The organism is Parafrankia sp. EUN1f (assembly GCF_000177675.1).
GTDB lineage: Bacteria > Actinomycetota > Actinomycetes > Frankiales > Frankiaceae > Parafrankia.
In genome coordinates this window covers 86,907-101,431 of sequence record NZ_ADGX01000003.1, presented here as the reverse complement: position 1 = coordinate 101,431, position 14,525 = coordinate 86,907, and the positions used below count along the sequence as shown (strand labels likewise).

Genomic DNA, 14,525 nt, shown 5'->3' with positions numbered 1-14,525 from the left:
TCCTGCGCACGACGCGCGCGGTAGTCGACGCACCGGTGAGTGCCAGGTAGGCCTCCTCAAGGGAGGACCGGCGCTCCGCCAGATGTGTGACCCGGACACCGGCCGCGCGCAGCAGCTCACCCGCCCGGTCGGCATCGAGGCCCCGGACGAGCAGCCCGCTCTGGTCGACGGCGACGTCACCGCCACCCGCAGGATCACCGCGCGGCCGGCGACCCGCGTCATCATCCTGACCTCGTTCGACCTGGACGAGTACGTCTTCGCCGGGCTGCGTGCGGGGGCCAGCGGTTTCCTCCTGAAGGACGCCCCGCCCGAGGATCTGCTGACCGCGATCCGCGTGGTGGCGGCCGGCGACGCCCTGCTCAGCCCGGCGGCCACCCGCCGCCTCATCGACCGGTTCACCGCCACACCCCCGGCCGAAGGGGACGCCCCCGAACCCAGCCCGTCCCGCCAGCTCCTGAGCAGGCTCACCGACCGCGAACGGGACGTCCTCACCCGGGTCGCCAGGGGAATGTCCAACGCCGAGATAGCCGCCGACCTGGTCCTGGCCACCAGCACGATCAAGACCCATATGACCAACCTGCTGGCCAAGACCAGCTCGCGGGACCGCACCCAGCTGGTGATCTTCGCATACGAATCCGGCCTCACCAGCTGAAGCCATCAGTGGTCGGCTGCACCTGTGGTGAGCCGATGGTGGAACCGGGCGTTACCGGCTCGCGGGCACGAGTGCCGCGGCGGGCCGGGTCGCCGGGATCGCCCTCATAAGATGACGCCGTCAGCGAAGATCCGCCGTAGCCGGAGCCGACGGGAGTGCATCGTGCGAGAGATCGCCGTGTTCAGCGGGAGTGCGCATCACCAGCTCGCGGAGGAAGTCTGCGGCCATCTCGATGTTCCGCTCTCGCCGGTCCGCGTCGACCGTTTCGCCAACGACTGCCTGGAAGTACAGCTGCAGGCGAACTGCCGCGAGCGCGACATCTTCATCATCCAGCCGCTGATCAAGCCCGTTCAGGAGAACCTGGTCGAGTTGCTGCTCATGCTCGACGCGGCCCGCGGCGCCTCCGCCGCCCGGATCACCGTCGTCATGCCGCACTACTCCTACGCGCGGTCCGACAAGAAGGACACACCGCGGATCTCGATCGGAGGCCGGCTCGTCGCCGACCTGCTGGTCGCCGCCGGCGCCAGCCGCATCCTCGCGATGACCCTGCACTCACCCCAGGTGCACGGCTTCTTCAGCGTCCCGGTCGACCACCTGCACGCGCTGCGGGAACTCGCCCAGCACTTCCGGCGCAACGACCTGTCGAACACGACCGTCGTCTCCCCCGACCTCGGCAACGCCAAGGAGGCGGCGCGGTTCGCCCGGCGGCTCGGAGTACCGGTCGCGGCCGGTGCCAAGCAGCGCTTCGCGGACGACCGCGTCGCCATCAGCGCCGTCATCGGTGACGTCGCGGGCCGCGACGTCATCATCCTGGACGACGAGATCGCCCAGGGCAGCACCGTGCTCGAACTGCTGGAGCGCCTGCGCGAGATCGGCGTCCGCTCCATCCGGGTGGCCTGCACCCACGGGCTGTTCGCCAACGGCGCGCTCAAGCGCATCGGCGACCAGCCCGACGTCACGGAGATCGTCTGCACCAACACGGTCCCCGTACCGGGAGCCGACGAGTTCTCCAAACTCACCGTGCTGTCCGTCGCCCCGGCACTCGCCGAGGCCATCCGGCACATCCACAACGGCGAATCCGTCAGCGCCCTGTTCGACTGACCCCAGCGCAACCGCCAGCCGGGTCGACTTCAGCCACTCAGGCGTCGGGTTCTGCCGCGGTCCAGGCGACCGAGGTTTCTCGAAGTTCGGTGAACAGGAGATCAGCGAGTTCGGCGAAGGATTCGGCGGCCGGTGGTGTTGCGGCCGTAGATCTTCACGGTGGGAGCATAGCCGCCCATGTCGGTATAGAAGGCCAGCGAGTTGTGACGCATGGCCTGGGCCACGCCTTCCAGGTAGGTGGTGATCTTTGCCTGGGGGTGGGAGGCCGCCACCGCGGTCATCACCGCGACGACCTGCCAACCTGGCCCGACCTGCGGCCGTTGGCCGGTCCCGCGTTCTTCGCCCTGCTGTATGCACAGGGCAGGGGGGACAACGACCTTGCCAAGCCGCTTCCACACGGTTTCCTGCACAACAGGGTCTGATCCCCTGACCGTCGCCGCCGGCATCACTCGAGCGTGCTCGCCCGCAGCGGTTCGACGGACGTGCCGGCTACCGCCGAACCCGGCAGGACCGAGCCGACCAGCCCGGTCGCCGCGCGGTAGCCGTCCCGCACGGCCACGGCGAAGTCGTCGAGCCGGCTTCGGTCGACGAGCGCCGTCGCACAGCCGGCGAACCCGCCGCCGGTCATCCGCGCCCCGTGGCAGCCTGGTGCAGCGACCGCGGCCTCGACCATCGCGTCGAGCTCGCGGCTGGACACGGCGAAGTCGTCCCGGATGCTGCGGTGCCCCTCGACCAGGATCCGGCCCACGGTGGCCACATCGCCGGCGCGCAGCCCCGCCGCGGCCTGCGCCACGCGCCGGTTCTCCGACACGACATGACGTGCCCGAGCGAGCGCGACCGGGTCGAGCCGCTCGGCGGCGTCGGCCGGCAGCCGCGCGCCGATGTCGCGCAGTGCCGGCACCCCCAGCAGCCGCGCGGCTCTTGTGCACTCGGCCCGCCGGTCGGCATAGGCGCTGGTCACGATGCGCCGCCGGGTGGCGGTGTCGAGGACGACGACGGCGACGTCAGCCGGCAGCGGCACCGGTTCGGCGGTGCCGTACCGGCAGTCCACCAACAGCGCGTGCCCGGCGACTCCGCCGGCGCAGGCGAGCTGGTCCAGCAGCCCGGTCGCCGCACCCACCCACTCGTTCTCCGCTCGGTGCGCGAGCCGGGCCATCGCCAGCGGATCCCACGGAAGGCCAGTGGTGTAGGCGATGCCGGCGGCCACGGCGAGTTCCAACGCCGCCGAGGACGACAGCCCGGCGCCGGTCGGAATGTCGCTGGCCACGGCCCCCTGCCAGCCGGCAAGGGGGCCGTGGGCGGCGGCGAGCAGCACCGCGACGCCCTCGACGTAACCCGCCCAGCCCGGCGCCGGCCGCCGCCCCGGTCCGACCGCGGACGCCGACGGCTCCTGGATCCGTGGCGGCGGCAGGGCGACGCGCGCAGCGGCATCTTCCCGCTCGGAGACGAGCTCGATCTCGCCCCGCCGCCCAGCGGTGCCCGGCGTCGGTCGCAGCGCGATCCACAGTTCCAGGTCGACCGCGGCCGGCAGGCAGAAGCCGTCGTTGTAGTCGGTGTGCTCGCCGATCAGGTTGACGCGCCCGGGCGATCGGACCAACGCCGTGGGGCGCCCGCCGAAGGCCGCGGCGAAACCGGCGATCGCGCGCTCCCTCGCCGACCGTGCGCCGGCCGACGGCGTTCCCGCAACCAGTACCCCGTCCGCCGTCATCGGCCGGCCTCCGGCCGGACCGGGACGGACCGCCCGTGCGCGGGTCCCCGGGCGGGTGCGGCCGCAGCGGGCAGACAGGCACGGAGCCGGGACGCGGCGGACTCGGGGGTGAGGTCGCGCTGGACACCGGCGCGCATCTCGTGGCCGACCAGGAACTTACGCACGGTCGCCGATCGCAGCAGCGGCGGGTGGCCGCCCATCGGCGCCCCCGCCGGCACCGGGGCCGGGGCAGCCAGTCCTGTCTCGGGGAGCACCGGCCGCAACGCCGGGAAGTCGTTGGTGAAGACGTACGTGCCCTGGTGGTCGGGATTACGAAGCCCGCTCGCGCGGACATTGCCCGGGCAGAGGTGGCAGCTGGGGTCGTGTTCGGGGATGACCGGCGGCGGCAGCGTCTCCCTGCCGCCCTGCCACGGCCGCCGATCCCTGCCAGCCGAGACGAGGACCCAGCGGCCGGTCAGCGGGTTGTAGCGCCGGTGCGCCCCCGGCTCCTCCCTCGGTGTGTTCATGGCAGAGCGGTTCTCCTCTGTCCGGTCATGGCCGGTGCGCGGTCGGCTGGACCACGTCGCGGCGGCTGGCCCGCGGTCCGCGGGGTCGCGCCTACCGGCCGGCCGCGAGGCAGATCGAGCCGGACCGTCAGGGCGCCGGCTCCTCGTCACCGGTGGGCGGGGGTGTGGGGCCGCCGTCCGTGTGGTCGAGCAGCCGGGCGACGGCTTCCAGCATCTCCTTCAGACGCTCGATCGCGGCCGAGTCGGCGCTGCGCATCGCCTTGGCGAGAGCATCGTCGATAACCGCGGCTGGTCGGTTGTGGGCACGGCGTTTCGCCTCGGCGGTAGGACGCACGAGCGTCCTGCGGCGGTCCTGGGGGTCGCTGTCCGTCTCGACGACGCCGGCCTGGCGCAGCCGGGCGACACACGCCGAGACCTGGCTCTGCGGGAACTGGACACGCGCGGTGATGTCCGAGATCGAACTCCCGGGGTTTTCGAAGACGTCGAACACGATCGCGCGCGTCGGCCCGGACAGCCGCAGGACCCCGATCTCCGGGATCGCCTGCTCCCCGATCTTCATCAGCCGCCGGCCCAACAGGAAGAGCTCGAAACCGTCCATGCCGCCTTACACCGGGGATGATGTATCGATCGTGCTGGATCGCTGCACCCGCACAGTGTCGCAGGCGCATCGCTCCCGCCCGACGCGAGCCGATGACGATCAGGCGTCGTGGACGAGTTCGGCTCTCCTGCACGCCGACGGCGATCCGTGCGTCGTCGTCGGTCGCCATGCCGTTCTCGGTGACCAGGATCGGCACCCGGGCGTGCTCGGCCGCGAGCCGGACGGTGTGTCCCAGGGCCGGCGGGTAGACCTCCCAGCCGGTCTGCGTAGTGGCCGCTTCCTCCGGCGGCGGGAGCAGCCCGCTCGGTCCCACCCGCTCTCGGGTGTAGGTCTGGTCCCCTACGAAGTCGTCGTCGCGCGATACCTCGAGCCAGTCGAGTTCGGATGTCTGCCGCACGGCCTGCGCACGTGACTCACCATCCGGCGCATGGTGCACACCCACGGCACCAGATCACCGATGTGGCGGGTGACCCGCCCGGCATAGCGGGCGAACCGGTCCGCGGCCTCGGGATTGGCCCACCCCCCGGCCGCGGCGAACCATCGGGGGGCCGAGAAGCGCTCCGGCCACGGCGAATCGTCAGGACCGTACTGTTGATTTCACGCTGAACGCCCGAGAGGACCGGGGAAGATCGCGCTCCGGGACTTTCGGCGCGGAGCGCTGACTACGACGATGTGCCCTCGGTGGACGTCGGCCTGTCTCCCAGCCGTGGCTGCGGCGGCTCGGCGGTGACGGTGGCGGTGGTGACCGGTGCCGATTTCACCCCGTTGAGTCGTGCGAGGTAGGCGTTGTAGGCGTCGAGCTGCTCGTCGACCCCCAGCGTGTCGACCCGCCGCTCGCGGTTGCGGGCGCGGCGTTCGTCCGTGCGGGCCCACTGCACCGCGAGCACGAGCATCACGATCAGGGTCGGGACCTCGCCGAACGACCAGGCGATGCCACCGGCCGTGCCCTGGTCGTCCAGCGGGCTGTCGCCCCACGGCCGGACGAGGACGTCGTACCAGCCGCTGCCCAGCACCGTCGTCGTGCTCATCATGGTCAGCCCAAGAAAGGCGTGGAACGGGATGACCGCGACCAGCATGAGCACCCGACCGGGATGCGGTGGGCGTTTCGGCAGCGGGTCGACGCCGATCAGCACCTCGAAGAAGTAGAAGCCCGTCATGAGGAAATGGGCGTTCATGAAGAGGTGGCCGAGGTGGTTGTTCATCAGGTCACTGAGCAACGAGCTCAGGTAGATCACGTAAAGGCTGCCGGCGAAGTTCGCCGTGACGAACAGCGGATGGGTCACGATCCGCGCGGGCCAGGAATGCAGGGCGGCGACCAGCCATTCCCGCGGCCCGCTGCGGTAGGGCGCGGGCGCGGTCCGCAGCGCCCGCAGCGCGAGCGTGATCGGCGCGCCGAGAACCAGCGGGATCGGCGCCAGCATGGTGAGGATCATGTGCTGGGCCATGTGCACGCTGAGCAGCACCGGCCCGTAGCGCCCGAGGCCGCCGGACGTCACGGCGACGACCAGGAGGAGCCCACCGAGGAACCCGACGGTTCGCCCGACCGGCCACCGGTCACCCCGGCGCGTCAGCCGGATCACGCCGGCGATGTAGAGCCCGGCGGCGAGCACGCACAGCCCGATGAACACCCAGTCTGGACGCCAGTCGGCCAGCAGCCGCCACGGGGTCGGCGCCGGCGGCATCGGGTAGCCCAGCAGCGCCTCGGTGGCGTCCTTCGGCACGGCCGCGTCGTCGACCGGGGTCGACGTCCGGGAGAGTGCGGCGGCCAGGCCGAACGTCGCCGCCAGGACGCAGCTCTCGATCAGCGCGAGCCGGCGGAACAGCTGACGCCGGGCGCCGCCGGCCCCGGCCGCGGCCGCGGCTTTGGCCCCGGTCCCGGCCGCGGCTGCGGTGCTGGCCTCGGCTGCGGCCCCGGCTTTGGCTTCGGTTTCGCTGCCGGCCGCGCCTGCGCTCCCGGCCTCGGCGGTGGCCTCGCCGCCGGCGTCGGCGATGGCCGCGGTAGCGATGATCCGGCGGCGGGTCAGGCCGCCGAGGGCCACCGCGGCCAGCAGGCCGGCAACCTTGCCGAGGACCATCAGGCCGTACCGGTCGTCGAACAGCGGGCCGAAGCCGCCGAGGCGGACCGCGGCGCTGGCGATCCCGCCGACGGCGGTGAACGCGGCGGCGCCGGCTGCGACCCGGGAGTAGCGGCGCAGGGCGGCGGTGAACGGGGCGTCCGCCACAGTTCGCATGGTCAGCAGCGCGAGCAGGCCGCCCAGCCAGACGACCGCCGCCAGGATGTGCACGCCGAGCGCGACGACGGCCAGCGCGTGCTGCGACGACCCGGCGGCGTGGCCGGTGAAGACCGGCGGGAGCAGCGCGACGCCGGCCAGCGCCAGCAGCCAGCCGGCGGCCACCGTCGACATCAGCGTCGGCGCGATCAGCACGATGACCAGCGCGCCCGCGGCCACGCCGACCAGGGCCTTGCCCTGCGACGTCGCGCTCACGAACGAGCGCAGCGCGGACGGGTCGAGGACGTCGCCGGCCGGGCGGGCGGAGATGTCGGAGGCGGTGAAGACGAGCTCCGCGAGCGTCGCGGCCAGCCAGACCGCGGCGGCGAGGGCTGCGGCGCGGGCATGCCCGCGGGCGGCGGCGCCGAGCCGCCCGTCCCTGGACGGGATGAGGACCGCCGCGGCCAGCAGCCAGCCGACCACCCCGACCGAGGCGATCTCCCCCACGACCCGGGAGAGCGGCAGGCCCCAGTGGGTGAGCGAGCCGGCGTCCGGCAGACCGGGCAGGGTCGCCACCGCGGGATTGGTGGCGACCGTCACCAGGACCGCGATCAGCGCGAGCAGGGCGCCCAGGGCGAGCAGCGGAGCGGTCACCGGGCTACTCCCGCTTCCGTCGCCGGAACACCACGTACGCACTGCCCAGGGCGACCAGTGCGGCGATGAGGAGGCCGATGATCCACCAGTCCTCGCCCTCCTTCGGGGGAGCCGGTTGCGCCGGCGGTGTCGTGGCGGCCGCCCCCGCGGCCACCGACGTCGACGCGGGTGCGGACGCGGAGGCCGGTGCGTTCGTGGCCGGCCCTGCGGTCGCCGTCGCGGTCGTGCTCGCGGCCGGGCCCGCGGCGGTGGCCGTGAAGGAGAACTCGCCGGTGATCGGGTGACCGTCGGCGGAGACCACGCGCCACGTTACGTGGTACTCGCCGGGTGTGGCGCCGCGCAGCGGCACCGTCAGGGTTGTCTCGATGACCTGCGGGGGGCCGGTCTGCAGGGTCCGGCCGTCGCTGCCGGTCACCACGATCGTCGCGTAGTCCGTCCAGACGGGTTCGTTGAAGACCAGGGAGATCCGGTCCGGTGGTGCGTTGACGGTGGAGCCGTCGCCTGGCTCCGTGCGCAGCACCGTCGAGTGCGCCCACGCGGCGCGAGGCGCCGCGAGCAGGGCGAGGACCAGCAGGAGCAGCGCGGTCAGTGCCGCGGGTGCCGGGCGGGAAGCCGGGGCGAACGATCCTCGTTGCACCGGGCAGAGTCTACGTTCTACCAGCGGTAGAAGGACGGACGGCACGACTGCCGGGCCCCCGCGCCGCCGGCGGCCCGACGAGCCCCTCAGGCCACGCCGAACCCGGCCGGCGCGGCCCGCAGCGCGCCCAGCAGGCGTTCCAGCCGCCCCCGCGGCGTCTCCACCAGGGCCAACGTCAGGACGTCCTGCTCGGCCTCGCCTACCAGGGCGCGGACGACGGCCCGGGCCTCGTTCTTCGACAGTGCTCGCCCCTCCCGCGCCGCGACGCGGATGACACCTTCGCGCAGGACGTTCCCGATCCGGCCGTGGGCGCGTTCCAGCAACCACCGGGCGAGGAGATCGGCGCTGGCGGCCCCCTCCGCGCCGATCAACGCCGCCTCAACGGTCACGTGCCGCGCACCGCCCGGGGACGGCGACGGCGGGAAGCTCAGCCGGTACTTCGAGGCCAGCAGATCCGTGAGCTGGGCGCGGGCGGCCGGGGTGGAGACATCCGGATGGTCCGCCGACACCAGGAAGCGGGCGTGCGTCCCGGTGACGGCCAGCAGACCACGCAGGAGCAACGGCCCGGGATCCGCGGTGAGGTCGACCTCGAAGGCCGCATCGGCGTCGAGATCACGCAGATAGTCCGAACCGGTGAAAAGCACCCGTAGCCCCAGCCGGCGGGCTCCCGGCGGCCCGGCCATCTCGCCGATCACCGTGGCCGGCCTGGATACCGTCGCAGGCGGCGAAGCGGGTGCAGCAGGTGATGCGGACGGAGCGGACGGAGCCAAGGGCCGGGTCGCCGCGGAACTGCCGTTCTCAGCGGCCCGGTCCGCGCCGGTGGCGCTTTCCACCGACTGGCGGCCGTGGGTGTAGATGCGGGTCCCGAAACCTTCGGACACCCGGTCGAGGACCTTCCAGGTCCGGCTGGTCGGCGCGCACACGTACAGGTCACTCGCACTGCCCACCGCCTGCGCCCCGTGGTAGCGGTTGAAGGCCGGGAGAATTGTCTCGAAAACAACGCCGAGCTGCTGCGCGGACTGCTGGACCTGAAATCCCAGCATGGGATGGAGGCGGCTGTGCCCGTAGGCGACGACCACCGCGCCGTTCACCTTGTCCCGCAGACCCGAAAGGCCGCGCCCCAGAAACAGCCCGACACCGTCCGGCGTGTACGGAGGGTCGGTGAAGACGAGATCCGCCCATTCCCGTGCCGCGGGCGGGAGCATGAATCGCAGGTCACCAAAAAGGGTACGGATCGGGAGACCTTCCGAACGGGCTGTCGCGTCGATGTACGCGAGGGTCCGTTCGTCGAGGTCGACCACGGTGATGTCGGCCAGCGGGCAGGCCCGGGCCAGCGCGACCGAGGTCAGATCATGGTCGCCGACGAACAGCACCCGCCGACCGGCGAGATCGTAGGTGGAGCACAGCCAGCTCGCGCGGCGAGCCAGTGTCGGTGCGGTGGCGGCGACATGGTCGAGGTCACGGCGGGGAGCGGGCGCTCCCTCGATCAGCGCGGCCAGCGCCCGCACCCGAGCGGCGGACTCGGGATCCGCGGCGGGGCCGGCGCTCTCGGTGGCGTCGAAGCCTTCGGCGGGGCCGAGGCCCGCGGCCCGCGCGGCGCCGACCCGATGATCGTCGGCTGGCGCGGTCAGCTCATCCAACCCGAAGAATTCGCGGTACCGGGCAGTGAGATCCGGTCGGATGCGCAGCCCTTCGGGACTTTCTTCGAGGTCACCCCCAATACTGCGCAGAAGGTCCTCCACGGCCCTTCGCGGGGTTGCCGTCAGGGCGATGAGCGCCTCGATCGGCTGGCTGCCCCGGGTCAACAGCGAGAGAATTTCGCGGAGCGGTCGCGAACGCACACCGAAGCCGCCGACAAAGGCCGCGACAGCATCCACCGTGGACTTTTCGCCGGTCATGTCGACAGTCATATCATTCGAGGGGGCAACCGTGGTCAGGTCGGTCCCGGGCACGCGGGAGGTCCCGACGACCGCCACCGTTCGGGCGTCCTCCACCGTTCGGGCGTCCACTGCCCCGACGCCCACCTGGCCGGTGGCCCGCGGGCGGGAGCAGGTGGCCAGGCCGCGGGTGGTCGTGCTCGGCGGTGGTTTCGCCGGGCTGCGCCTGCTGCGCCGGCTCGAGTTGCTGCTGCCCGCCGACCGGGCCGAGCTGATCGTGGTCTCGCCGGTGGATCACCTGCTGTACACCTCGCTGGTACCGCAGGTCTGTGCCAGCACGGTCGAGCCCCGTCATCTGGCCGTGTCGCTGCCCGCCGTGCTGCGGCGGACCCTGCTGTGCCTCGGTGACGCGGTCGCGGCCGACCTGGCAGCGCCGGCGGATGCGCAGACCCCGGCTGGCGGCCTCGCAGCCCCGGCTGGCCTCGCAGCCCCGGCCGCGGTGGCAGCCCCGGCTGCGACAGCGGCCAACGTCGGCCGGCGGACGGTGACCGTACGTGCCGCCGACGGGTCGACCCGGGCGATCGCCTGGGACCGGCTGGTCATCGCCGCCGGTTCAGTGACGGCGACACCGGACGTTCCAGGGCTCGCCGAGCATGCCCTGGGCCTGAAGAACCTCGACGAGGCCGTGGCGCTGCGTGATCACGTGTTGTCCCGGCTGGAGCTCGCCGACGCCACCGACGACCCGCGCCGGCGCGGCGCGCTGTGCACCTTCGTCGTGGTCGGCGGCGGCTACACCGGCACGGAGCTGGCCGCGCAGATGGCGGCGTTCACCCGACGAGCCGCGACGGCCTACCGACGCCTGCGGCCGGCGGACGTCCGCTGGCTGCTGGTGGACCACTCCCCCCGCCTGCTGCACGATCTCGCCCCGGCACTCGGTCGGCGTGCGGCACGGGTGCTGTCCCGGCGCGGGATCGAGCTGCGCCTGGGCACGTCGGCCGTGCGGATCGGCCCGGACTCGGTCACCCTCGCCGAGGGCGGGTCGAGCGTCCGCCGGCACACCCGGGTGGCGACCCACACCGTCGTCTGGTGCGCGGGCGTGCGCGCCAGCCCGCTCGCCGCGGCGCTCGGCCTGCCGACCGAGCACGGCCGGATCGTGACCGACGAGTTCTTCCGGGTGCCGTCGGTCGAGGATGTCTTCGCCCTCGGTGACATCGCCGCGGTGCCGGACTCGGCCCGCGGCGGCGCGCCCGCCGGTCAGACCGCCCAGCACGCCGTCCGCCAGGGCGCGGCGGCGGCACGCAACGTCGCGGCGTCGCTCGGCGTCGGGACGCCCCGCCCCTACCGGCATCGTGACCTGGGCTTCGTCGTGGATCTCGGCGGCCGTGACGCGGTGGCGAACCCCTTCGGTGTCACGCTGAGCGGGCCGCCCGCGGCCCTGCTGACCCGCGGTTACCATCTCGCGTCACTCCCGGCGACCGCGAACCGGCTTCGGGTGGCGACCGACTGGCTGCTCAACGCCGCCTTCGGCCAGGAGATCACCCATTACGTTCCGTCCGGCACGCAGCAGGAGACGATCGCCACCGCCGAGCACACCGGGATCTACCGCACGCCGAAGAGTTGAGGACTTCCGTCGCGCCGTTCAAGCAATTCATCTCAAGAGCGGCAAAAAGGGCGAAGAGTCGCTCGGCGATCCGCAAGAGTTGAGGTATCCGGTCACCGAAACGACCACGATCCTCAACTCTTGCCCGGCAGCAGCCACAGCCACAGCGCAACGCCAGTCACGGCGGCAGCCCGCGGACGCAGCCGGACGGCCGTTGTCCCACCGACGGGTTGCCTCGGGCTAGTGCGCCGCGCCCTGGTGTGCGGCGGGCTTGTGGCCGGCGGCCTCGCCGGCGGCGGCGCGGTCGAGACGGCGGCGGATGAAGATCCAGGCAATCTCCAGGAGCAGCCCGGCCCCGGCGGCGATCGCCACGCCCGTCCACGGCCCGGTGGTGCCCACCAGCGACAGCTGGAAGAACTCCTGGCCGAACGGCACCACCAGCACCAGCGCGAACGCCAGCGCCATCACGGCGACCAGCAGGATCCGCCACCACGTGTACGGACGAGCCACGATCGCCAGCGCCCACAGCGCCACCAGGAACAGCGTCAGGGTCGCCATGGACGTCTCGGCGTCCAGGCCGTCGTAGATCGAACGGCCGACGAAGTAGGAGACCAGGGTCGCCGTCCCGGCGATGATGCCGGCCGGCAGCGCGAACGACAGGACCCGGCCGACGAAGTCCGGGCGGGCCCGTTCCGCGTTCGGGGCCAGGGCCAGGAAGAACGCGGGAATGCCGATCGTCAGGGAGCCCAGCAGCGTCAGATGCCGGGGCAGGAACGGATACGGCACCTGGGTGATCACCACGACGATCGCGAGCAGCACCGAGTAGACCGTCTTGGTCAGGAAGAGGTTCGCGACCCGCTCGATGTTGCCGATGACCCGCCGCCCCTCCCCCACGACCGAGGGCAGGGTGGCGAAGCTGTTGTTCAGCAGGACGATCTGCGCGACCGCCCGGGTCGCCTGGCTGCCGGAGCCCATCGACACGCCGATGTCGGCGTCCTTGAGCGCCAGCACGTCGTTGACGCCGTCACCGGTCATCGCGACGGCATGCCCCCGGGACTGCAGGGCCGCGACCATCTCGCGCTTCTGGTTCGGGCTGACCCGCCCGAAGATCGAATGGGTCTCCAGGACGTCCGCCAGGGCGTCGCGGTCCTCGGGAAGGGTCCGGGCGTCCACGGGGTCGTCCGCGCCGGGCAGGCCGAGCGTGCGGGCGACGGCACCGACGGACAGCGCGTTGTCCCCCGAGATGACCTTCGCGGCGACTCCCTGCTCGGCGAAGTAGCGCAGCGTGTCCGACGCCTCGGGGCGCAGCCGCTGCGCGATGACGACCAGCGCCACCGGCGTGGTGTGATCAGGAACGCCGCCCGGATCCTCGGCCGCCACGGCGAGGTCGTCGCCGAACCGGGCCAGCAGCAGCACCCGCAGGCCCCGCGCGCCGAACTCGTCGACGTCGGCCAGCGCCGGGTGGCCGGCGGGGAGCAGGACGTCCGGCGCGCCGATGAGCCAGGCGGTCACCGCGCCGGTGGGTTCGGCGATCAGCGCGCCGCTCCACTTGCGCGCCGAGGAGAACGGCACCTCGCCGCGGACGGACCAGCCATCCTGGGCGGGGTAGGAGTCGATGATGGCCTGCATGCTCGGGTTGGGCCGCTTGTCCGCGGCGCCGAGCGCGCCGAGCACGGCGCCGACCGTCGCACGCGTCATCGCGGCGCCCGTGGTCGGCGTGTCCGAGGTCGGCGTATCCGAGGTCGGCGTATCCGAGGTCGGCGCCTCCGAGGTCGGCGTATCCGAGGTCGGCGCCTCCGGCGCGGTCTCGTCCGAAAGCGGCGCGTCCGAGGTCGTCGGGCCGGCGTCGACGAGGCGCAGCTCGGCGACGTCCATCGCCGCCTCGGTGAGGGTGCCGGTCTTGTCGAGGCAGACGACGTCGACCCGGGCCAGCCCCTCGATCGCCGGGAGCTCCTGGACGAGGCACTGCCGGCGCCCGAGCCGCACCACGCCGACCGCGAACGCGACGGAGGTGAGCAGGACGAGCCCCTCGGGCACCATCGGGACGAGCCCGGCGACCATCCGCCGGATCCCCTCCGCCAGGTCGTCGTCGTTCACCGTGATCTGGCTGATGACCAGCGCGATCCCGGTAGGAATGATCATCCAGGTGACGACCCGCAGGATCGTGTTGATGCCGTTGCGGAGCTGGGAGTTGACCAGGGTGAAGCGGCTCGCCTCCTCTGCGAGCCGCGCGGCGTAGGCGGCCCGGCCGACCCGGGTCGCGCGGAAAGCACCCGTGCCCGCCACCACGAAGCTGCCGGACATCACCTGGTCACCGGGCCGCTTGTGGACGGGGTCCGCCTCACCGGTGAGCAGCGACTCGTCGACCTCGAGGCTGCCCGCCTCCAGCACGAGACCGTCTACCGCGATCTTGTCGCCCGGGCCGAGCTCGATCACGTCGTCGAGCACGATCTCGGCCGCCGCCAGCTCCGCGGCGACGCCGTCGCGGCGCACGAGCGGCCGCGCCTCCCCGACGACAGCGAGCTGGTCCAGGGTCCGCTTGGCGCGGATCTCCTGGATGACACCGATCAGCGTGTTGGCGATGATCACACCACCGAACAGCGCGTCCTGGATCGGGCCCACGATCGCGATGAACACGAAGAGCACACCGATGATCGCGTTGATCCGGGTGAGGACGTTCGCCCGGACGATCTCACCGACCGACCGGCTGGACCGCACCGGAACGTCGTTGACCCGGCCGTCCGCGACCCGCTCCGCGACCTCGGCGGCGTTCAGCCCCCGCGCGGAGAGCTCCGCGCCGACACCGGCGCCACCAGCGCCGTCGACATCACCGCCGGTCGCCCCGTCCGGCTCCTCGGCCCCGCCACCGGCGGCGGTGGGCCCGGTGGAGTCGGGCGTCGTGGCCACTGGGCGGTCCATCAGATACCTCCGAAGGGGACTGGTTGGCGCTCAGGCTAAGCGGGTGCCCCCGCCGGCCCCACC

Annotated in this window: 11 protein-coding genes and 1 pseudogene; 3 read left to right on the top strand and 9 right to left on the bottom strand. The window is 72.6% G+C overall.

Annotated features, from left to right (window positions below; genetic code table 11):
* Positions 1–82: 82 nt before the first annotated feature.
* Together FREUN1FDRAFT_RS01525 and FREUN1FDRAFT_RS01520 are read left to right on the top strand one after the other, a co-directional pair.
* On the top strand, positions 83–652 hold the full coding sequence (locus tag FREUN1FDRAFT_RS01525) for a response regulator transcription factor (protein ID WP_006538153.1): 570 nt from the start codon (positions 83–85) through the stop codon (positions 650–652).
* A 162-nt stretch (positions 653–814) separates the two neighbouring features.
* Positions 815–1,753, top strand: a complete 939-nt coding sequence (locus FREUN1FDRAFT_RS01520; RefSeq protein ID WP_006538152.1) for a ribose-phosphate pyrophosphokinase — start codon at positions 815–817, stop codon at positions 1,751–1,753.
* Positions 1,754–1,854: 101 nt separating this feature from the next.
* Here the strand turns inward: FREUN1FDRAFT_RS01520 and FREUN1FDRAFT_RS45760 are convergent, their stop codons facing one another.
* From FREUN1FDRAFT_RS45760 to FREUN1FDRAFT_RS01480, 8 genes and pseudogenes are all read right to left on the bottom strand, one after another.
* Positions 1,855–2,163, bottom strand: coding sequence for a hypothetical protein (locus FREUN1FDRAFT_RS45760; protein ID WP_232294993.1), 309 nt, complete (start codon positions 2,161–2,163; stop codon positions 1,855–1,857).
* 35 nt (positions 2,164–2,198) lie between these two features.
* The gene (gene galK / locus FREUN1FDRAFT_RS01510; RefSeq protein ID WP_006538150.1) at positions 2,199–3,461 is read right to left on the bottom strand and encodes a galactokinase; all 1,263 of its coding nucleotides are present in this window, start codon (positions 3,459–3,461) and stop codon (positions 2,199–2,201) included.
* Entirely contained in the window at positions 3,458–3,967 is a 510-nt protein-coding gene (locus tag FREUN1FDRAFT_RS47840) for a galactose-1-phosphate uridyl transferase (protein WP_006538149.1), read from the bottom strand. The genes galK and FREUN1FDRAFT_RS47840 overlap by 4 nt, the downstream gene beginning before the upstream one ends.
* 127 nt (positions 3,968–4,094) lie before the next feature.
* A complete protein-coding gene (locus tag FREUN1FDRAFT_RS01500) occupies positions 4,095–4,565 on the bottom strand; it encodes a MarR family transcriptional regulator (RefSeq protein WP_006538148.1) in 471 nt (156 codons plus the stop codon).
* A 139-nt stretch (positions 4,566–4,704) separates the two neighbouring features.
* Positions 4,705–5,120: pseudogene (locus tag FREUN1FDRAFT_RS45745) on the bottom strand (glycoside hydrolase family 1 protein); the annotation flags it as partial.
* A gap of 107 nt (positions 5,121–5,227) precedes the next feature.
* Positions 5,228–7,429, bottom strand: a complete 2,202-nt coding sequence (locus FREUN1FDRAFT_RS01490) for a cytochrome c oxidase assembly protein (RefSeq protein WP_006538147.1) — start codon at positions 7,427–7,429, stop codon at positions 5,228–5,230.
* Between the two features lie 4 nt (positions 7,430–7,433).
* Positions 7,434–8,066, bottom strand: coding sequence for a copper resistance CopC family protein (locus FREUN1FDRAFT_RS01485; protein ID WP_063745252.1), 633 nt, complete (start codon positions 8,064–8,066; stop codon positions 7,434–7,436).
* Between the two features lie 86 nt (positions 8,067–8,152).
* Positions 8,153–9,964 (bottom strand): bis-aminopropyl spermidine synthase family protein, encoded by a 1,812-nt coding sequence (locus tag FREUN1FDRAFT_RS01480; RefSeq protein WP_232294992.1) that lies wholly within the window; start codon positions 9,962–9,964, stop codon positions 8,153–8,155.
* Positions 9,965–9,995: 31 nt separating this feature from the next.
* On the opposite strand from FREUN1FDRAFT_RS01480, the gene FREUN1FDRAFT_RS01475 reads away from it, so the two are divergent.
* Positions 9,996–11,564 (top strand): NAD(P)/FAD-dependent oxidoreductase, encoded by a 1,569-nt coding sequence (locus tag FREUN1FDRAFT_RS01475; protein ID WP_369809764.1) that lies wholly within the window; start codon positions 9,996–9,998, stop codon positions 11,562–11,564.
* A gap of 219 nt (positions 11,565–11,783) precedes the next feature.
* Here the strand turns inward: FREUN1FDRAFT_RS01475 and FREUN1FDRAFT_RS01470 are convergent, their stop codons facing one another.
* Positions 11,784–14,462: a cation-translocating P-type ATPase gene (locus FREUN1FDRAFT_RS01470; RefSeq protein ID WP_006538143.1), complete on the bottom strand. Its 2,679-nt coding sequence runs from the start codon at positions 14,460–14,462 to the stop codon at positions 11,784–11,786.
* Positions 14,463–14,525: the final 63 nt, after the last annotated feature.

Coding starts and splice junctions, on each gene's coding strand:
- FREUN1FDRAFT_RS01480 (WP_232294992.1), bottom strand. CDS start 9,964: ATGACCGGCGAAAAGTCCACGGTGGATGCTGTCGCGGCCTTTGTCGGC.
- FREUN1FDRAFT_RS01500 (WP_006538148.1), bottom strand. CDS start 4,565: ATGGACGGTTTCGAGCTCTTCCTGTTGGGCCGGCGGCTGATGAAGATC.
- FREUN1FDRAFT_RS01525 (WP_006538153.1), top strand. CDS start 83: ATGTGTGACCCGGACACCGGCCGCGCGCAGCAGCTCACCCGCCCGGTC.
- FREUN1FDRAFT_RS01470 (WP_006538143.1), bottom strand. CDS start 14,462: ATGGACCGCCCAGTGGCCACGACGCCCGACTCCACCGGGCCCACCGCC.
- galK (WP_006538150.1), bottom strand. CDS start 3,461: ATGACGGCGGACGGGGTACTGGTTGCGGGAACGCCGTCGGCCGGCGCA.
- FREUN1FDRAFT_RS47840 (WP_006538149.1), bottom strand. CDS start 3,967: ATGAACACACCGAGGGAGGAGCCGGGGGCGCACCGGCGCTACAACCCG.